Below are 18,312 nucleotides of genomic sequence, written 5' to 3' on the forward strand. Positions count from 1 at the left end.
GAATCCGTTCCGGAGGCTCAGCGATGACTGCGATCGGCAGCACCTCGTCCCACCACATCGCCTGGGGCGATACCCTCAGCGCACTGGCCGTGCGCTATGGCACGTCGGTCGATGCGCTGATGTCGGCCAACAGCCAGATCCGCGACCCCAACAAGATCTACGCCGGCGACACGCTCAATATCCCCGGTGCCGCAGGCGGCGCGACCGGCAGTCAGGGGACCGGCGGCGTTGGCGGCACCGGCGCGGTCAGCGATACCGGGGCGGTCGATGCACGCAACCCGGCCGCGATCGCCGAGCAGTTCATCGGGCGCAACGCGGGCGAGCTCAAGTACAGCGACGAACTCCCGATGCAGTCGTGGGTGCCCAACAACGTCAACTGCGCGAACTTCGTCTCGGCGGTGCTGCAGAAGGCCGGTGTCATCGATGCCGGCCAGGCCAGCGCATCGGTCGACCAGTTGGCCAACAACCTCAAGGGCGACGGTTGGCAGACGGTGTCGCTGGCCAATGCCCGACCTGGCGATGTCGTGCTGATGCAGAAGAACGGCCAGTCGCACGTGGTGCTGTTCGCCGGCTTCGAAGGCGGCAAACCGCAGTTCATCGGCTCTAACAACGTCAATGCCGACGGCTCGCAGCGCATCAGCTGGGGCGGTGCCTCGGGCAATTACGAGATCATCACGCCGCCGCGTTGAGGCCGGGTCGCGGATCCATCGTGGCCGGCATTCGCCGGCCTCTTTGATGTGCGCACAAATCGTGCGAGCGCCCCGCACCTTGGCGCACACGGAGGGTGCCGCCGCTAGAACCCGAACAGCTGGCGGGGGGCCGCGTGCGTCTGCGGCCAGGTCAGCCACGCCACATCGGATGGCCCGATCGCATGGTCGAGTACCGTCCATTGCGTTGTGGCGGGCGTCGCGGCCGTCGGCGTCCCGTCGTGGGGCGGGGCTTCCGACGCTGCGTCAGCGGCATTGGTCTGCGCGGGCTCGACGCGCAGCAGCGCCACATAGACATCGGACATGCCACCGGCCGCAGCACGCTCCGCATACGGCGTGCCGGCATAGTCCGGGCGACCGCCCCTGGGGGCGCGCAGCGTGCCCTGCAGAAACGCCCAGTCACCTAGCCGGTCCAGACGTTCGACGTCGACGACCACGCGGTCGCCGAGTGCGCTGCGCAGCGGCGCGGTGGCGGCCTCGAGCAGGGCGTCGTAGCCCGGTGCGCCGGGGTGTTGTGGCGCGACAGTCGATTGTGCGAACGCATGCGACATGGGAACTCCCAGGGTCAGCGCGGCCAGCAGGCCGGCGGCAAGGCGGAGGCGCATGGCCGTGCTCCGGATCGATACCCGGCGCAGTCTCGCCGGGCACGCATTCGGGCCGGGTGAACGCCCGGCGTCAGCGGACCAGGTACGGGCCGATGATCTCGCGCCACAGCGCGTAGCCGGCGGCGTTCATGTGCAGGCGATCTTCGATGAACAACGCCTCGCGCGGCACGCCGTTCGCATCCAGCATCGGGGTGAAGACGTCGATGTAGGCGACATTGCGCTGGGTCGCGGCCCAGGCGCGCAGCGCCTCGTTGGTCTCGCGCTGGACGCCCAGCAGGTTTGCGCGCAACGGGCTGGGCTTGATGCCAAGCAGCGCGATCTGGGTGCCGGGCAGTTCGGCGTGGATGCGGCGTACGAACACCTGCGTGTCGGCCAGCACCTGTTGCGCGGACCGGCCGTCGGCGGTGTCGTTGTCGCCGGCGTAGAGCACGATCTGGCGCGGGCGGTAGCGCAATGCGATCTCGTCGGCGTACCACACCGAATCGCGCACCTGCGAGCCGCCGAAACCGCGGTTGAGCACCGGCACGTCGGGGAAGTCGGTCGCCAGTGTGTCCCAGAAGCGCACCGACGAGCTGCCGGTGAACACCACCGGCCGCTCCGGCGGCGGCGTCGCGGCGTCCTGGGCGGCGAACCGGGCCATGTCGGCTGCCCATTCGGGCGATGACACCGGGTCGAGGCCGGCGGTGAAATTGCGCGGGCTGCTGGCACAGGCGGCCAGCAGCAGGGCAGCGAGCGAGAGGACGGCGGCAGCGCGGAAACGGGCGAAAAGCGGGGCATGCATCAGGGGCAAGACCAGGTTCGAACGAGCCGCCAGTCAAACAGCCCCTGTCGCGCGATGCAAACCACGGCCGGCCCGAGGCCCGGGATGTGGCAGAATCGCCCGGTCGCGACAGTCCTTCCGATCCGGTCTGCCAATGCTTTCGACCCCTCCGCGGCCCGTGCGCCGAGCCCCGCCGGTGCGCATCTGGCGTTCGGCGATGATCCATCGGGCGCGGACGTGAGCGATGGCTGACGAGACCGGACACTGGCCGCGCGGGCCGGCACGGATGCTCAAGGCCACGGTGTGGTCCTGCCAAGGCCTGCGCGCCGCCTGGTTGCACGAGTCTTCGTTCCGGCTCGAGGTCTGCCTGCTGGTGGTGCTCGCGCCGCTGGCCTTGTGGCTGGGCGCGACCGGCGTGGAGCGGGCGCTGCTGCTGGGCAGCTGCCTGCTGGTGCTGGCGGTGGAGTTGTTGAATTCGGCGATCGAGGCGGTGATCGAGCGTTACGGCGCCGAGCATCACGAGCTCGCCGGGCGGGCCAAGGATATGGGATCGGCCGCAGTGTTCGTGACAATGATCAATGTGGTGGCGGTATGGACGCTGATCCTGCTGCCGCGCTGGCTGTAGACGCCGCCGCGAGCCCCGCGGTGGCTGGACCCCAAACGAGGAAGCCCTCCCCATGATGGAACTGCTGACCGACCCCCAGGTCTGGATCCTGCTGATCACGCTCAGTGCGATCGAGATCGTGCTCGGCATCGACAACCTGGTCTTCATCTCGATCGCCGTCGGCAAGCTGCCCGTCGAGAAGCGCGAGTTCGCGCGCAAGTTCGGTATCGCCGTGGCTTGCATCACGCGCATCGGCCTGCTGCTGACGCTGGCGTGGCTGGCGCGGCTGACCGATCCGCTGTTCGAACTGTTCGGCCGCGGCATTTCGGTGCGCGACCTGATCCTGATCCTCGGCGGCCTGTTCCTGATCGTGAAGGGCGCGATGGAGATCCGCGAGCAGCTCAAGGGCGAGGATCCCGAAGCCCACGGCAGCGTGGGCAAGGCGACCGCGTCATTCGGCGCGGTGATCGCGCAGATCGCGGTCATCGACATCGTGTTCTCGCTCGACTCGGTGATCGCCGCAGTCGGCATGGCCGGCGAGTACGTGCCGGTGATGGTCTGCGCGATCCTGCTGGCGGTGACCGTCATGCTGCTGGCCGCGCAGCCGCTGGGCAAGTTCATCGACGCCAACCCGACGGTCAAGATGCTGGCGCTGGCCTTCATCGTATTGATCGGTGTCTATCTGCTGCTCGACGGGTTCGGCCTGCACATTCCCAAGGGCTACATCTACGGCTCGATGGGGTTCTCGGCGTTCGTGGAGATGCTCAACCTGTGGGCCAAGCGCAATGCGATGCGCAATCGCGGCGAGGTGACGCCCCCGGTCGACGAGCCCACGCATCCGCTGCCGCGCTGATTCGATGATCATCCTTCACCAGATCGATCCGATCGCGCTGCAACTGCCGCAGATCGGCCCGTTCCATCCGTCGGTCCACTGGTACGGCGTCATGTACCTGCTGGGCTTCGGCATGGCCTGGTGGCTGGGGCGGCTGCGCATCCGTGCCGGCCGCCTGCCCGGCGTCGATGTCGAGCGCTTCGGCGATCTGCTGTTCAACGGCATCCTCGGCGTGATCCTCGGTGGCCGCATTGGCTACGTGCTGTTCTACACGCCGGGCGAGCTGATGGCCGACCCGTTGATGCTGTTCAAGGTCTGGGACGGCGGCATGAGCTTCCACGGCGGCCTGCTCGGCGTGCTGGTGGCGGCCTGGTGGTGGGCGAGGCGCCAGCGCCTGCACTTCTTCGACGTGATGGACTTCGTGGCGCCGCTGGTGCCGCCGGGCCTGGGCTTCGGCCGGCTGGGCAACTACATCGGTGCCGAACTGTGGGGCAAGTACACCCAGGACGGTTGGGGCGTGGTGTTTCCGACCGATCCGGCGTTCGCTGGCTGGTCGGCCGAGCGCCTGCAGGCCGAGTTCGCGACCGGTGCGCTGGATCAGTTCGCACGGCACCCCTCGCAGCTCTACCAGGCGTGCCTGGAAGGGCTGGCGATGTTCGTCATCCTGTGGCTGTTCTCGCGCAAGCCGCGTGCGCGCTACGCGGTCTCGGGGATGTTCGCGCTGCTCTACGGCGTGTTCCGGATCCTGGTCGAGTTCGTGCGCGTGCCCGATGCCAACATCGGCTATCTGGCGTTCGGCTGGGTCACCCAGGGCCAATTGCTGTCGCTGCCGCTGGTCGCGCTGGGTCTGTTCCTGCTGTGGCGTTCGCGCAGCGCGCCGGTGTTGCAGCCGGTCGTGCCGGCGCAGGCGCAGGCGGGCTGAGCATGCGCCAGTACCTGGATCTGCTGCGCCACGTCCTCGAGCACGGCAGCGACAAAGCCGACCGCACCGGAACCGGCACGCGCAGCGTGTTCGGCTGGCAGATGCGCTTCGACCTGGCCGAGGGCTTTCCGCTGGTCACGACCAAGAAGCTGCACTTGCGCTCGATCGTGCATGAGCTGCTGTGGTTCCTGAAAGGTGAGACCAACATCGGGTATCTCAAGGCCCACAAGGTCGGCATCTGGGACGAATGGGCCGATGCCGACGGCGAACTGGGGCCGGTCTACGGCAAGCAGTGGCGGCGCTGGACCGGCAGTGACGGTCGCGAGATCGACCAGATCCGCTGGGTCGTCGAGGAAATCGTGCGCAATCCCGACTCGCGCCGGCTCATCGTCAGCGCCTGGAATGTCGCCGATCTGCCGCAGATGGCGCTGATGCCCTGCCACACGATGTTCCAGTTCTACGTGGTCGACGGCCGCCTGAGCTGCCAGCTCTACCAGCGCAGCGGCGACATTTTCCTCGGCGTGCCGTTCAACATCGCCAGCTACGCGTTGCTCACGCACATGGTCGCGCAGGCCACCGGCCTGGGCGTCGGCGATTTCGTGCACACGCTCGGCGACGCGCACCTGTACGCCAATCACTTCGAGCAGGCCCGCGAGCAACTCACGCGCACGCCGCGCTCGCTGCCGCGGCTGCGCTTGAATCCGGACGTGACCGACCTGTTCGCGTTCGGCTACGACGACATCGCCTTCGACGGTTACGACCCGTTGCCAGCGATCAAGGCGCCGGTCGCGGTATGACGGCGCGGCAGTCGGCCGCGGGCGAGGGTCTTGCCGCATGCGGTAGGCCGCGGATCGTGTTGATCGCAGCCCTCGATCGCAATCGCGCGATCGGCGGCAACAATGCACTGCTCTGGCACCTGCCCGACGACCTCAAGCGCTTCAAGGCGCTGACGCTGGGTCAGCCAGTGCTGATGGGGCGACGCACCGCCGAGTCGATCGGCCGCGCGCTGCCCGGTCGCCGCAATCTGGTGCTGACGCGTTCGGGCCGCGTGCCATTCGACGGGATGGAAGCGGTCGCGTCGCTCGATGCGGCGCTCGCGCTAGCCGCGGGCGATGGCGCCCAGGCGCTGTGCGTGATCGGCGGCGGCGAGGTCTACGCGCTCGCGCTGGCACGCGCTACACACCTGGCGCTGACCTGCGTCGATACCGAGGCCGACGGTGCCGACGCCTGGTTTCCGGCCTTCGACGCCGCCGACTGGATCGAGACCGCGCGGCAGGCGCACGCTGCCGACGCGCGCCACGCGCACGCCTTCGCATTCGTTGATTATCGCCGCGCCTGAGCGGCCGACCCTGACGCGAGCACCGGTCGGTAATGGCCGATGATGCGCCAGCGCAGCAAGACGTTCTCCTCGCGCGTGCCGCGGGCGATGTTGTGCAGCACCAGCGGCGTACGGTCGTCGGCCTTGCGGTCGGACACGATGCCGATGTGCAGCAGGCCGTTGTCCAGGCGCCAGGCAACGATGTCGCCCGCTCGGTAATCGCCGCGGGCTTGCACGACGGGACGCGACCAGCCCTGGCGCGTGAACCAGGTCGTCTGGTTGGGCACGCGTCGATGGTCGATGTGCGGGTCGGCGGTCAGATGCCGCCACTGGCGAGGGTAAGCCTGCGGATGGGCGCGTTTGTCCTGGTGGATGCGCTGTTGCAGGTCAATCCCCTGCGTGCGCAGTGCGCGCACCACGACATCGGTACAGACGCCGCGATCAGCCGGCACGTCGCCGCCGGGATAGTCCAGGCGGACGTAGGCCGGATCGTAGCGGACGGTGACGCCGACCTGACGCCGGGCGGCGTCTGCCAGCGGATGCGCGATCGCGCTCGCCGACAGTACCAGGCCGATCAGCACGAGCGCTGCCAGCCGGGGCTGCAGGCGCGGACGCCGGCTCATCTGGCCGGCGGCGGTACGTCGCGTCCGGGCACCTGCACGATGCGCAGGGTCTCGGCGTCGAGCTGCAGCGCGGTCAGCTTGCCGCCCCAGACCGCGCCAGTGTCGAGCGCGTGGATGCCGTGGCCGATGAACAGGCCCAGCGTCGACCAGTGGCCGCAGACGATCTTCAGGTCGCGCTCGGCACGGCCCGGGACCTCGTACCAGGGATAGAGCCCCGGTTGCTGGGTGCCGGGGGCGCCCTTCTCCTCGAACGCGATGCGGCCCTTGGGCGCGCAATAGCGCATGCGGGTGAAGATATTGATGATCGCGCGATCGCGGTCGGGCCCGGTCAGGTTCGGCGACCATGCGGGGCGATCGCCGTACATGTTACGCAGCAACTTGCGATAGCCGGGGCTGCGCAGCTTGCGTTCGATCTCGGCGGCGTGCTTCTCGGCCAACTGGGTGGTCCAGCGCGGCGCAAGGCCGGCGTGCAGCATCATCCAGCCCAGCGTGCGGTCCACGTGCAGCAGCGGACAGGCGCGCAGCCAGTCGAGCAGCACATCGCGGTCGTGCGCAAACAGCACGCCGCGCAGATCCGGATTGACCTTGCGCTGGTCTTCTTCGCGACGCTCGGCGATCGCCAGCAGCGACAGATCGTGGTTGCCCAGCACACTGACGACGTTCTCGCGCAGCGAATGCACCAGCCGCAGCGTCTCGACCGACTCGCCGCCGCGATTGACCAGGTCGCCGCAGAACCATAGCCGGTCGGCGGCCGGGTCGAAGCGGATCGCCTCGAGCAATCGCGCGGTCGCACCGTAGCAACCCTGCAGGTCGCCGATCGCCCAGATCGCCATCAGTGCAGGGTACGCGGAACCGACAGCGTGAACGGCGGAATCGGGGCGTCGAAGTGCGCGCCGTCGTCGCCGACCATGTCGTAGCTGCCCTCCATCGTCCCGACCGCCGTCGACAGCACCGCGCCGGAGGTGTAAGTGAAGGCCTCGCCGGGCTCGAGCCGCGGCTGTTCGCCGACGACGCCGTCGCCATGCACTTCCTCGACGCGGCCATTGGCGTCGGTGATGATCCAGTGGCGCGAGACGAGCTGGGCCGGCAACCGGCCGACATTGCGGATCCGGATGGTGTAGGCGAACACGTAGCGATCGTCGTCGGGCGTCGATTCCTCGTCGAGGAAGCGCGTCGCGATCTGGATTTCGAGGGTGTAGTCGGCAGTCTCGTCCATGGCGCGCTCAGTGTAGCGGGCGGCAATGAATGCTTCGACTATGGCGTGGCCGTATGGTTGGCCAGACGCACGAAATCGGCCACCGACAGCTGCTCGGCGCGTTGCTGGGGATCGATGCCGGCTGCCGTGATCGCTTCGGCGTCCATCGTGCCGCCCAGTGCGTTGCGCAGGGTCTTGCGGCGCTGGCCGAATGCGGCGCGGACAATATCGGCGAAGCGCTTGGGGTCGATGATGCCGATGCGCTCGGGCGCACGCGGCACCAGCCGCACGACCGCCGAGTCGACCTTCGGCGGCGGGCGGAACGCGCCTGGTCCAACGACGAACAGCGCAGTGACGTCGCAATAGGCCTGCAGCATCACGCTCAACCGTCCGTAGACCTTGCTGCCAGGGCCTGCGGCCATGCGCTCGACGACTTCTTTCTGCAGCATGAAGTGCATGTCCACGATCGAGGCCGCATGCGCCAGCGCGTGGAACAGGATCGGCGAGGACAGGTTGTAGGGCAGGTTGCCGACCAGCCGGATCGGCGTGCCGTCTGCGAGCGCGGTCAGATCGACATCGAGCACATTGGCATGCACCAGAGTCAACGCACCGTGCGCGGCCGCCTGCGCGGTCAGTGGCGTCAACAGGTCGCGGTCGAACTCGATCGCCGTCAGGCTGCCGTGGCGGTCAAGCAACGGGAACGTCATCGCGCCCTGGCCGGGCCCGATCTCGACCAGGCGGTCGCCGGGCTTGGGGTCGATCGCCAGCACGATCTTGTCGACGACACCGCGCTCGTGCAGGAAGTTCTGGCCGAGCGATTTCTTCGGCGGTTCGGTGAAGCTGCCAGAGGCGGCGGAGGATCGGATCATGGGGCGGGTCGCAGAAAAAGAAGAGAGGTCACAGCAGCCGGGTGCCGGGCGCGATGTCGCCGTCGGGCACGCACAGCCGGACCTTGCCCTCGGTGTCGTGGAAGCCGGTGATCAGGCACTCCGACATCAGCGGCCCGATCTGTTTTGGGGGGAAGTTCACCACACCCACGACCAGCCGGCCGACCAGGGCCTCGGGTGCGTAGTGGTCGGTGATCTGCGCGCTGGACTTGCGCACGCCGATCTCGGGACCGAAGTCGACCTGCAGCACATAGGCCGGGCGCCGCGCCTTGGGAAACGCCTCAGCGGACACCACGCGGCCCACGCGCAGGTCGATGCGCAGGAAATCGTCCCAGCCGATCGGCGCGCCGGCGCTCATGCCGCGGCCCGGCGATGGCGAGCGAGCGCGGCGCATTGGTCGATCGCACAGAACAGGCTCGACGGGTCGGCGCGGCCGCTGCCGGCGAGCGCGAGCGCGGTGCCGTGGTCCACTGCGACGCGGGGATACGGCAGGCCCAGGGTCAGGTTGACCGCCGATTCGAAACCGCTGTGCTTGAGCACCGGCAGGCCCTGGTCGTGGTACATCGCCAGCACCGCATCGACATCGGCCAGACGCGTCGGCAGGAACGCAGTATCGGCCGGCAGCGGGCCGTCGAGGGCGAGCCCCTCGGCACGCAGCCGCGCCAGCACCGGGGCGATGATGTCGCGCTCCTCGAAGCCCAGATGGCCGTCTTCGCCGGCATGGGGATTGAGGCCCAGCACCGCGATCCGCGGCGCCTGCAGCCCGAAGTCGCGACGCAATGCGGTGTCGAGGATGCGCAACACGCGCTCGAGCACGGGCGCGGTGATGGCATCGGGGACGGCGCGCAGCGGGAGATGGGTGGTCGCGAGCGCCACGCGCAGTTGCGGGTTGGCGAGCATCATCACGACATCGCAGCCGGCGTCGTCGGCCAGCAGTTCGGTCGTGCCGGTATAGGGCACACCGCCGGCATTGATCGCGGCCTTGTGCACCGGGCCGGTCACCAGGCCGTCGAAGCGGCCTTCGCGGCAACCGGCCGCAGCGTGCAACAGCGCATCGAGGATGCTGCGCGCGTTGCGCGGGTCGGGCGTGCCGAACGCGGGGACATGCGCATGCGGGAGCTCGATCAGGCGCAGCGTACCGGGGGGCACCTGCGGTGCCTGGGCATCGGCGAAGGCGATCGGCAGCGCGATCGCGTCGGCGGCCCGACGCAAGGCCTCGCGATCGCCGATCGCGACCAGGTCGGCCTCACAGGCGCGCCAGGCGGCGCGCACGCACAGCTCCGGGCCGACGCCGGCCGGCTCGCCCGGCACCAGCGCCAGCCTGGGCCGGGTCATCGCTCAGCCGCCGCCGCCGATCTCAGGATCGGGGTTGGGGCCAATGCGGACGCTGACATAGGCCTCGCCGCGCATCTCACGCACGTAGCGATCCCACTCGTCCTCGAGCTTGCGCTGGCCGATGGCCTCGCGCGCCTGCGCACGCCGGTTGTTGTCGTTGCCGGCCGACTGGCGGCTGGCCATGCGCTGGACGATGTGCCAGCCGGCCTGCGTGCGGAACGGCTGGGAGACATCGCCGTTGCCGAGCGCGGCAACCTGGCCGCCGAAGTCCGGGCCGAACTCGTCTTGCGTGAACCAGCCCAGGTCGCCGCCGTTGGCCTTGGTGGCGTTGTCCTCGGAGCTGTCGCGGGCGATCTGCGCGAAGTCGGCGCCGCCCACGATGCGTGCGCGCAGCGAATCGGCACGCGCCTTGGCGGCGCTGTCGTCCTCGCCCTGGGCGCGGATCAGGATGTGGCGGGCCTGGTACTCGGTGACCGTGCCGGCGCCGCCGTTCTGGCTCGCGTCGCGCACATCCACCAGCTGCAGCAGTTGGAAGCCGCTGGGGCCGCGGATCGGGCCGATGACCTGGCCCGGCTGCAGCGAGGTGACCGAGGTCGCGAACGCGGCCGGGATCTCGTCGCTCCGGCGCCAGCCCAGGTCGCCGCCTTCCAGTGCGTTCGGGCTGTCGGAGTAGCGCACCGCCGCGGCCGAGAATTCCATCTCGCCACGGTCGATCAGGCCCTTGATGCCATCGATCTTCTGCTGACCGGTCTGGATCTGCTCGGGTGTGGCGCCCTCGGGCAGCGCGACGAGGATGTGCGCCAGGCGGTACTGAGCGCCGGTGGCCTGCGCCGACAGGGCGGCATCGACCTCGGCATCGCTCACCGAAATACGGGTCTGTGCGAAGCGCTGGCGCATGCGCTGGATCAGCAGTTCGTCGCGTAGCGAGGCACGGAAGTCGTCGAACGACATGCCGTCGCCAGCCAGCTGACGACGCAACTGGTCCATCGAGAAGTTGTTCTGCTGCGCGATCGCCGCGATCGCCTGGTCGACTTCTTCGTCGCTCACGCGAACGCCGGTCTGCTGGGCACGCGCGGTCTGCAGGCGCAGTGTGATCAGCCGCTCGAGCACCTGGCGCTCGAGGATCTCCTGCGGCGGCAACTGGTCCTGGCGGGTCGCGTACTGGGTGCGGATGTTGTTCACCGCGCGGTCGAGTTCGCTGGCGAGGATCACGTCCTCGTCGACGACCGCAGCGATGCGGTCGAGCGGTTGCAGGGTCTGGGCATGCGCGGCGGCGGCGCACAGCACGATGGCGGCCGCGAGGGAACGGATCAGTGTCTTCATTGGCTCAGGCCGGGAGTGATGGATTCATCGTCGTCGCTGTTGCGCAGCTCCGACGGCGGCACGAGATAGAGGTCGTCACGGTAGTAGCCGAGAATAGCACGGCGCAGACGGCCCTCCGTGTCAGGTCCGGCCGACCCCAGGCCCTTGAGTTCGACTTCGAACATGATGGCGTTGTTCATCTCGCCCTGGCGGTTGCGCAGGTAGCGCCGGCCGACCACGCGAGCGGCCAGGCAGCAGCTGTCCCACTGCACGCCAGCCACCGCTTCGAGCAACTGATTGTCGGCGAGCGAGTAGTAGTAGCGCCCGACCAGGCTCCAGGTCGGGTTGATCGGATACAGGAATGACAGGTCGGCCTGCTCGATGAGGTCGCTGCGGCGGCGGTAGGCGAAGTTGACGATGCCGTCGTCGCCGATCAGGTAGCGCGTGCGGACACTGGCCAGGTCCTCGCGGCGGAACTTCGGGTCCCACTGATAGCCGGCGCTGATCGTCCAGCGGTCGTTGATCGCATAGGTCGAGTCGGCGACCCAGGCCGAGCGCCCGCGCTCGATCTGGGTTTCGTTGCCGACTGTCACCCGCGAATCGTCCAGGTAGACGATCTGGCCCAAGCTCGCGCTGAGCTTTTCCCGGCCGTCGGACTCACGAATCAGGCGCGTGCTCACTGCCAGCGTCACCTGATTGGCGTCGGCCTGGCGGTCGGCACCCGAGTAACGGTTGTCGCGGAACAGCTGGCCCCAGCCGAAGGTCAGCGGGCTGGTGTCGAACAGCGGCAGCGCCGACTGGTCGCGATAGGGCGAGTGCAGGTAGTAGATCCGCGGCTCGAGCGTGTGCAGGTAGTCCTCACCGCGGAACCGGGTGTTGCGGTCGAAGAACAGCCCCGCATCGAGCGAGGTGATCGGCTGGCTGCGGCTGGGCGCGGTGTCGCGCAGTTGGCCGAAGGCCGCCTGGTACTGACCCTGCAGCGCGTCGGGAATCGGGACCCCACCGCCGATGCCCAGCGCACTGCGCGCGCGTTGGTCGGCGATCGAGTCCGCCAGCTCCCGGTCCAACCCGTAGGCGGTGTGCCGCCAGGCGAGTGTGGGACGCAGGAACCAGCTCGGGCCCTCGAGCGGCATCGAGATGTAGGGCTTGAGGTCGACCCGGCTGCCGCCAGGGCGGGCAACGTCGTCGACGTGCGAAAACCGGGTCGCGGTGGCATTGACGCCGGCGGTGAACCAGCGCCCGTACGGCCGCTCCCAGCTGAAGTAGGCGTGCGGCAGCCGGTTGTAGGGCAGGATCGACTCAGGCAGCGTGTAGTCGGTCAGCATCTGGTAGTCGGCCAGCACGCCGGCGTTCCAGTAGCCCTGCGGACCCGATCGGCCCTGGCCGAAGACACCGAGCTGGCTGACGCCGCTGATCGACGAGATGCCGTCGACATTGTTGCTGGCGTCTTCCAGATAGCGCGGGTCGCTCATCCAGGTCAGGTTCGCGCGCGCCTGCCAGGTCGGATTGAGATCGGCCGAGCCGCTGAAGCTCAGGAACCCGCGGTCGTCCTTGCGGCGGTTCTCGGCGATCGGCACCTGGGTCTGCTCGAGTTCGCGCTCGCGGCTGGCGAGTTTGTCGGACGGCAGGTAGGCCATGTCGAGCACGCCGCGGGTGGCGTCGGTCATGAACCGGAACTCGGTGCCCAGTTGCAGGCCGCGCTTGCTCATCCAGCGCGGCTCGAGCGTCATGTCGTAGTTCGGCGCCAGATTGAGGTAGATCGGCTGCGAATAGTCGAAGCCGTTGCGGCTGGACTGCGAGATCCGCGGATAGAGCAGGCCGGAGATGCGGCGCTCGTCGATCGGGAAGCGGAACCAGGGGACGTACAGCACCGGCACCTTGCCCACGCGCAGGGTCGCGCTGCGGGCCGTGCCCATGCCCAGGTCGGTGTCGACGTCGATCTGCCGGGCCTTGAGTTCCCACCAGCGGTCGCTGGGCGGGCAGGTCGAGTAGGTCGAGCCCAGCAACGCGCCCTGGGCACCCTCCATGCGGATGTGGTCGGCGCCGCCGTTGCCACGCCGGGCCGTGAGCTGGTAGCGCACGTTGTCCATGCGGTAGGCCTCGGCCAGGGTGTCGCCCTGCAGCTTGTCGGCGACCACGCGCATGCCGGCGTCCTGATAGCGGACGTTGCCGCTGGCCACGAACGTGCCGTCTTCCTCGGAGTAGTCGAGGTCGTCGGTCCCCAGGAACTGGTCGCCGCGCCGCAGCGTCACATTGCCCGAGAAGCTGCTGCTCTCGCCGGTGATGCCTTCGAAGGCATCGCCGTCGATGTCGGTGGGCTGGTTTTCGCGGTCCTCGACCGAGCCGACCGGCGCCTGGGCGTCGGCGAACGCCGGGACGGCATCCTCGATCGGGCACAGCGCCCAGTAATTGGGGCGTGGCAGGTCGTCGGCCTGGGCCGTGAGCGACAGCGCGATGCAGAACGGAAGGGGCAGCAGGCGGAGGGCGGGGCGCACGGTCGATCCGTTCGGCCAAAACGGGCGCCAGCATGCCGCATCCCTTGTGCAGCGGCAATGCAGCCCCTCGGCCTTCCGTTCACGTCCGCAGGCGCGTCCCGGCGCTCAGCTGGCCAGTGCCTGAAGGTGGGCCACCGTGCACTCGCGCAGCGCCTGCAGGTCGTAGCCGCCCTCGAGCATCGACACCAGGCGCCCCTCGGCATGGCGGTCGGCCAGCACGACCAGCTCACGGGTCAGCCAGGCGAAGTCCTCGGCCTCGAGCTCGAGTTGGGCCAGCGGGTCGAGGCGATGGGCATCGAAGCCGGCCGATACCAGCACCAGCTGCGGGGCGAACGCGTCGATCTCGGGCAGGATCCGTTCCCGCCAGGCTTCGCAGAAACGGGTGCTGCCAGTGCCCGGCGCCAGCGGGATGTTGACGATATTGCCGACCCCGCGCTCGCGGCGCAGGCCGGTGTCGGGAAACAGCGGCAGTTGGTGTGAGCTCAGGTACTGCACCCGCGGCTCCTGCTCGAAGATCGCCTGGGTGCCGTTGCCATGGTGCACGTCGAAATCGACGATCGACACCCGCATCAGCCCGTAGCGCTCCAGCGCATGGGCCGCGGCGACGGCGATGTTGTTGAACAGGCAAAAGCCCATCGCGATGTCGGCGGTGGCGTGATGGCCGGGCGGGCGTACGGCGCAGAACGCTCGGCGCAACTCGCCGTTGCAGACCAGATCGACCGCGGCGACACCGGCGCCCGCGGCATACAGCGCGGCCTGGGCCGAGCCGGGCGAGAGCACGGTGTCGGCGTCGAGCGGAATGCGTCCGGTCGGCTGCGATTCGAGCACGGTCTGCAGCAGGGTTTCGTCGTGCACCCGCAGCAGTTGCCCGCGGGTGGCGGCCGGGGCCTGGCGCAGATCGAGGTCGGGGAACGCGGCGCGCAGCGCCTCGATCACCGCGACCAGCCGCTGCGGCCGCTCGGCGTGGTCGGGGCCGGTGTCGTGATCCAGGCACGCGGCATGCGAGAACACCGGCACCTGCCGGTCGTCGCCGCCGAAGCCGATCGGGTGGTGCATGTCAGGCGCGCCGCCGGGGCTGCCACAGCACCTCGCCGTGGCCGTCGCTCCGGGCGAGCACCCGGGCCAGCACGAACAGCAGGTCGGACAGGCGGTTGAGGTAGCGCAGCGCCTGCGGCCTGACCGTCTCCACGCGCGACAGCGCGACGGCCTCGCGCTCGGCGCGGCGCACGATGGTGCGGACGAGATGGCAGCGCGCCGCGGCCTCGCCGCCGCCGGGCAGGATGAAGTCGCGCAGCGGCGGCAAGGCGGCGTTGTGGTGGTCCAGTTGCGCCTCCAGGTCCGCGACATCCGCATCCTCGATCGCGGCGTGGCCGGGGATGCACAGCTCGCCGCCCAGGTCGAACAGCCGGTGCTGGAGCGCGGTCAGCAGTGTGCGCACGTCCTCGGGCAGCGGCGTGGCGAGCAGCAGGCCGAGGGCCGAGTTCGCCTCGTCGACAGTGCCGTAGGCCGCCACCCGCAGCGCGTCCTTGCCGGTCCGGCTGCCGTCACCCAGGCCGGTCGAGCCGTCGTCCCCGGTGCGGGTGTAGATCCTGGAGAGGCGATGGCCCATCGCGGACGCAACCGGCGATCAGGCCGTCTGCGGGCGCAGTGCGGGAAGCCGCTCGCGCATCAGTGCGAAGCCGCCGAACAGCAAGGCCGAATAGAACAGCGTGCTCAGCAGCGTGGTCTTGAAGAACGGCAGTGCCGCCGCGTAACACGCGGGCAGGCCTTGGCTGCAGGCCGGATACGCGGGGTTGAACGAGGCGCTCAGCCAGACAGCGAAATTGCTGACCAGGAAGAACAGCACCGATCCGGCGAGCGAATAGCCCAGTACCCGAGGGCCAGTCACGCGGCCGCGCAGGCCGAAGGCCAGCACGCAGGTCAGCGCGATGCACAGATAATTCGCAGCGATGCTCGGCAGGTAGGCCGGCGTCGTGAAGTACTCGACATAAGCGCCGCCGCGGGCGATGCCCAGCGCCACGTCCGACAGTGCCATCGCCAGCAAAGGCACGGCGAGCGCCAGCCCGCGCCTGGCGAAATAGGCGCCGCCGAACAGGGCGATCGCCTCGATCGGCGCGAAGTTCGGCGGCAACGGCAGCAGCCTGGAGAGCGCGGCAAGCAGGATCATGCCGGCCAGCACGCAGGGGCCGGGCGCGATCACGCGGTCGGAGGAGCAAGAGCTGGCAGGCATGGCGGATCAGGGCCGGCGAACGGTGCTGCGATCTTAGCGCGGATCGTCCGCACGGGCCCTTCGTGCCACGTTCGCAGCGGCGGCTGCCGGTACAATCCCGCCATGACGCATTCCCATGCTGTACTGATCGTCGGTGGCGGGCTGGTCGGTGCCAGTCTGGCGATCGCACTCGATCGCGCCGGCGTCGACACCGGGCTGGTCGAGGCGACGCCGCCCGAGTCGATGCCGGCGGTGTTCGACGAGCGGAATCTCAGCTTCGCCGAGGCCACGGTCAACGCGCTGACCGCGCTGGGCGTGCTGCAGAAACTGCAGATGCCGCCGGGCCCGATCCGTCGCATCCACGTCAGCCGCCAGGGCGACTTCGGCCGCCTGCGGCTGGACGCCGCCGACTACGGCCGCGAGCAGTTCGGGCAGGTCGTGGTCGCCCGCGACTTCGGTCAGGCGCTGGAGTCGCGGCTGGGCGAGCTGTCGCATCTCACCCGCTACCGGCCCGCGCGTTTCGTCGGGCTGGAGCCGGAGGCCGACGGCCTTCGCATCGCGCGCATCGCGGGCAGCGAGGGCGAACAGCGGATCGGTGCGGCGCTGGTCGTCGCCGCCGATGGCACGGCGTCTGCCGTCCGTGCGGCATTGGGCATCGATACCCTGGAACACGACTATCGCCAGGATCTGTTCGTCGCGCGGCTGCGTACGGCGCGGGCGCCGGACGGCAGCGCGTTCGAACGCCTGACCGACAGCGGCCCGACCGCGCTGCTGCCGCGTGGAGATCGCCACTACGGTCTGGTGCACGGCGTCGATCGCGACGCCGCCGACGCGGTCGCCGCCCTCGACGACACTGCGTTTCTGGCCCGCGTGCAAGCGGCGTTCGGCTGGCGTGCGGGTCGGTTCGAGGCCGTCGGCCCGCGCAGCCGCTACCCGCTGCGCCGCGTCGTCGCCGAACGCACCACCGCTGCGCGCGCGGCGCTGGTCGGCAATGCGGCGCAGACCCTGCATCCGATCGGCGCGCAGGGCTTCAACCTCGGCTTGCGCGATGCGCTGACGCTGGCCGAACTGGTCGCCGACGGTGGCGATCCCGGCGCGCCAGCATTGCTGGCGGCCTGGGCGGCGCGCCGGCATGAGGACCGTACGCGTACGCTGGTGTTCTCCGATGGCCTGGCGCGGCTGACCGCCAACCCCTCGCCGCTGCTGCGCCCGTTGCGCAGCGCCGGGTTGCTGGCGCTCGACGCCGACCGCGGCCTGCAGGCGATGCTCGCCGGCGGCGCGATGGGCTACCGCGGCGACGTGCCGGCGCTGTGTCGCGGAGCGACGCCATGAGCCGGCGCGGTGTGCGCGATGTCGTGGTCGTCGGCGGCGGCGTGGTCGGTGCGGCCTGTGCGCTGGCGCTCGCCGGCCAGGACCTGGACGTGGTGCTGGTCGAGGCCAGGCCGCCGGCCGGCTGGACGCCGGCCGAGCCGGACCTGCGCGTCTACGCATTCGCGCACGACAACGCGCGGTTGCTGGCGCAGGTCGGCGTCTGGGACGCGGTGCGCGCCGCACGCGCGCATCCCTATCGGCGCATGCGGGTCTGGGATGCCGGCGGTGGCAGCGAACTGGACTTCGACGCCGATGCGCTGGGCATGCGTGAGCTGGGCTGGATCGTCGAGCACGGCCTGCTGGTGGATCGGCTCTGGGCACGGTTGGCTGCGGCCGGGGTCGAGGTGCGCAGCCCGGCGACGGTCGAGGCGCTCGAGACTGCCGCAGACTCGGTCGCGCTGCGGCTGGCCGACGGCCCCCGGATCGAGGCGCGGCTGGCGATCGCGGCCGACGGCGCCGGCTCGGCGCTGCGCCGGTTGGCCGGGATCGGTGCGCAGGCCCACGACTACGGCCAGAGCGGCGTGGTGGGGTATGTGCGCGGCGAGCAGCCGCACGAGGACACGGCCTGGCAGCGCTTTCTGCCGACCGGCCCGCTGGCGCTGCTGCCCTGCGGCGACGGCAGTTGTTCGATTGTCTGGACCTTGCCGGCCGACGAGGCCGCGCGCGTGCGCAGCCTGGACGATGCCGCGTTTGCCGACGCGCTGACGCGCGCCGCGGAAGGGCGCTTCGGGCGGCTGGCGCCGGTCTCGGCGCGGGCGGCCTTCCCTTTGCGTCGCCAACTGGTCGATAGCCAGCACGCCGGGCGTGTGCTGGTGGTCGGCGATGCTGCACATGTGGTTCACCCGCTGGCCGGACAGGGCGTGAATCTGGGCTTGCGCGATGTCGCCGGCCTGGTGGAGACGGTGACGCAGGCCCGCCGCCGCGGCGCGGTCTGGGATGCGCCGCACCGGCTGGCGCGCTGGGCGCGCACCCGGCGCAGCGACAACACCATCGCGGCCTACGCGTTCGAGACCATCAACCGCGTCTATTCGACCGACGCACTGGCACCGACGCTGCTGCGCAGCCATGCGCTGGGCATCGCGCAGGCGCTGCCGCCGCTGCGCAACCTGCTGTGGGCGCGCGCCGCCGGTCGCTGAGCCGGCGCGGC

Annotated in this window: 20 protein-coding genes and 1 pseudogene; 8 read left to right on the top strand and 13 right to left on the bottom strand. The window is 69.7% G+C overall.

Annotated elements, in window-relative coordinates; translation table 11 throughout:
- The first annotated feature begins 23 nt into the window (after positions 1–23).
- Entirely contained in the window at positions 24–689 is a 666-nt protein-coding gene (locus WAF18_RS05170; RefSeq protein ID WP_337244183.1) for a LysM domain-containing protein, read from the top strand.
- Positions 690–793: 104 nt separating this feature from the next.
- Here WAF18_RS05170 and WAF18_RS05175 read toward each other — a convergent pair whose 3' ends face one another.
- Together WAF18_RS05175 and WAF18_RS05180 are read right to left on the bottom strand one after the other, a co-directional pair.
- Positions 794–1,312, bottom strand: coding sequence for a hypothetical protein (locus WAF18_RS05175; RefSeq protein WP_337244184.1), 519 nt, complete (start codon positions 1,310–1,312; stop codon positions 794–796).
- Positions 1,313–1,382: 70 nt separating this feature from the next.
- Positions 1,383–2,093 (bottom strand): SGNH/GDSL hydrolase family protein, encoded by a 711-nt coding sequence (locus tag WAF18_RS05180; RefSeq protein WP_337244185.1) that lies wholly within the window; start codon positions 2,091–2,093, stop codon positions 1,383–1,385.
- A 223-nt stretch (positions 2,094–2,316) separates the two neighbouring features.
- Here WAF18_RS05180 and WAF18_RS05185 point away from each other — a divergent pair, with 223 nt between their 5' ends.
- From WAF18_RS05185 to WAF18_RS05205, 5 genes are read left to right on the top strand one after another with little or no spacing between them, the layout of a single operon-like run.
- Positions 2,317–2,697 carry a diacylglycerol kinase gene (locus tag WAF18_RS05185; RefSeq protein WP_183427514.1) on the top strand — a complete coding sequence of 127 codons (381 nt, stop codon included), beginning with the start codon at positions 2,317–2,319 and terminating at the stop codon, positions 2,695–2,697.
- A gap of 52 nt (positions 2,698–2,749) precedes the next feature.
- A complete protein-coding gene (locus tag WAF18_RS05190; RefSeq protein WP_183427513.1) occupies positions 2,750–3,529 on the top strand; it encodes a TerC family protein in 780 nt (259 codons plus the stop codon).
- 4 nt (positions 3,530–3,533) lie between these two features.
- A complete protein-coding gene (gene lgt, locus WAF18_RS05195; protein ID WP_337244186.1) occupies positions 3,534–4,430 on the top strand; it encodes a prolipoprotein diacylglyceryl transferase in 897 nt (298 codons plus the stop codon).
- Positions 4,431–4,432: 2 nt separating this feature from the next.
- The gene (locus WAF18_RS05200; RefSeq protein WP_337244187.1) at positions 4,433–5,227 is read left to right on the top strand and encodes a thymidylate synthase; all 795 of its coding nucleotides are present in this window, start codon (positions 4,433–4,435) and stop codon (positions 5,225–5,227) included.
- Positions 5,224–5,769 (top strand): dihydrofolate reductase, encoded by a 546-nt coding sequence (locus WAF18_RS05205; protein WP_337244188.1) that lies wholly within the window; start codon positions 5,224–5,226, stop codon positions 5,767–5,769. The genes WAF18_RS05200 and WAF18_RS05205 overlap by 4 nt, the downstream gene beginning before the upstream one ends.
- Here the strand turns inward: WAF18_RS05205 and WAF18_RS05210 are convergent.
- The 11 genes and pseudogenes from WAF18_RS05210 to WAF18_RS05260 form a co-directional block, all read right to left on the bottom strand.
- Positions 5,754–6,371 carry a DUF1287 domain-containing protein gene (locus tag WAF18_RS05210; protein ID WP_337244189.1) on the bottom strand — a complete coding sequence of 206 codons (618 nt, stop codon included), beginning with the start codon at positions 6,369–6,371 and terminating at the stop codon, positions 5,754–5,756. The genes WAF18_RS05205 and WAF18_RS05210 overlap by 16 nt on opposite strands.
- A gap of 2 nt (positions 6,372–6,373) precedes the next feature.
- Positions 6,374–7,204 (bottom strand): annotated as a pseudogene (locus WAF18_RS05215) (symmetrical bis(5'-nucleosyl)-tetraphosphatase); the annotation flags it as partial.
- Positions 7,204–7,587: a Co2+/Mg2+ efflux protein ApaG gene (gene apaG / locus WAF18_RS05220; protein ID WP_047137325.1), complete on the bottom strand. Its 384-nt coding sequence runs from the start codon at positions 7,585–7,587 to the stop codon at positions 7,204–7,206. The pseudogene WAF18_RS05215 and the gene apaG, both read right to left, overlap by 1 nt.
- A 38-nt stretch (positions 7,588–7,625) precedes the next feature.
- Complete coding sequence (rsmA, locus tag WAF18_RS05225) at positions 7,626–8,435, bottom strand: 16S rRNA (adenine(1518)-N(6)/adenine(1519)-N(6))-dimethyltransferase RsmA (RefSeq protein ID WP_337244190.1); 810 nt, start codon at positions 8,433–8,435, stop codon at positions 7,626–7,628.
- Between the two features lie 28 nt (positions 8,436–8,463).
- Complete coding sequence (locus WAF18_RS05230; RefSeq protein ID WP_337244191.1) at positions 8,464–8,811, bottom strand: tRNA-binding protein; 348 nt, start codon at positions 8,809–8,811, stop codon at positions 8,464–8,466.
- Complete coding sequence (gene pdxA, locus WAF18_RS05235; RefSeq protein ID WP_337244192.1) at positions 8,808–9,788, bottom strand: 4-hydroxythreonine-4-phosphate dehydrogenase PdxA; 981 nt, start codon at positions 9,786–9,788, stop codon at positions 8,808–8,810. The genes WAF18_RS05230 and pdxA overlap by 4 nt, the downstream gene beginning before the upstream one ends.
- A 3-nt stretch (positions 9,789–9,791) precedes the next feature.
- Positions 9,792–11,111, bottom strand: coding sequence for a peptidylprolyl isomerase (locus tag WAF18_RS05240; protein WP_337244193.1), 1,320 nt, complete (start codon positions 11,109–11,111; stop codon positions 9,792–9,794).
- The gene (gene lptD, locus WAF18_RS05245; RefSeq protein ID WP_337244194.1) at positions 11,108–13,585 is read right to left on the bottom strand and encodes an LPS-assembly protein LptD; all 2,478 of its coding nucleotides are present in this window, start codon (positions 13,583–13,585) and stop codon (positions 11,108–11,110) included. The genes WAF18_RS05240 and lptD overlap by 4 nt, the downstream gene beginning before the upstream one ends.
- 105 nt (positions 13,586–13,690) lie before the next feature.
- Positions 13,691–14,602 carry a histone deacetylase family protein gene (locus WAF18_RS05250; RefSeq protein WP_337244372.1) on the bottom strand — a complete coding sequence of 304 codons (912 nt, stop codon included), beginning with the start codon at positions 14,600–14,602 and terminating at the stop codon, positions 13,691–13,693.
- A 40-nt stretch (positions 14,603–14,642) separates the two neighbouring features.
- Positions 14,643–15,194, bottom strand: a complete 552-nt coding sequence (locus tag WAF18_RS05255) for a cob(I)yrinic acid a,c-diamide adenosyltransferase (RefSeq protein WP_183427502.1) — start codon at positions 15,192–15,194, stop codon at positions 14,643–14,645.
- An 18-nt stretch (positions 15,195–15,212) separates the two neighbouring features.
- Complete coding sequence (locus WAF18_RS05260) at positions 15,213–15,815, bottom strand: DUF6580 family putative transport protein (RefSeq protein WP_337244195.1); 603 nt, start codon at positions 15,813–15,815, stop codon at positions 15,213–15,215.
- 102 nt (positions 15,816–15,917) lie between these two features.
- On the opposite strand from WAF18_RS05260, the gene ubiH reads away from it, so the two are divergent.
- Both ubiH and WAF18_RS05270 read left to right on the top strand, forming a co-directional pair.
- A complete protein-coding gene (ubiH, locus tag WAF18_RS05265; protein ID WP_337244196.1) occupies positions 15,918–17,126 on the top strand; it encodes a 2-octaprenyl-6-methoxyphenyl hydroxylase in 1,209 nt (402 codons plus the stop codon).
- Complete coding sequence (locus WAF18_RS05270) at positions 17,123–18,301, top strand: FAD-dependent oxidoreductase (protein WP_337244197.1); 1,179 nt, start codon at positions 17,123–17,125, stop codon at positions 18,299–18,301. The genes ubiH and WAF18_RS05270 overlap by 4 nt, the downstream gene beginning before the upstream one ends.
- The last annotated feature ends 11 nt before the right edge of the window (positions 18,302–18,312 follow it).

This window comes from Luteimonas sp. gir, assembly GCF_037198055.1.
Lineage (GTDB): Bacteria > Pseudomonadota > Gammaproteobacteria > Xanthomonadales > Xanthomonadaceae > Luteimonas > Luteimonas citri_A.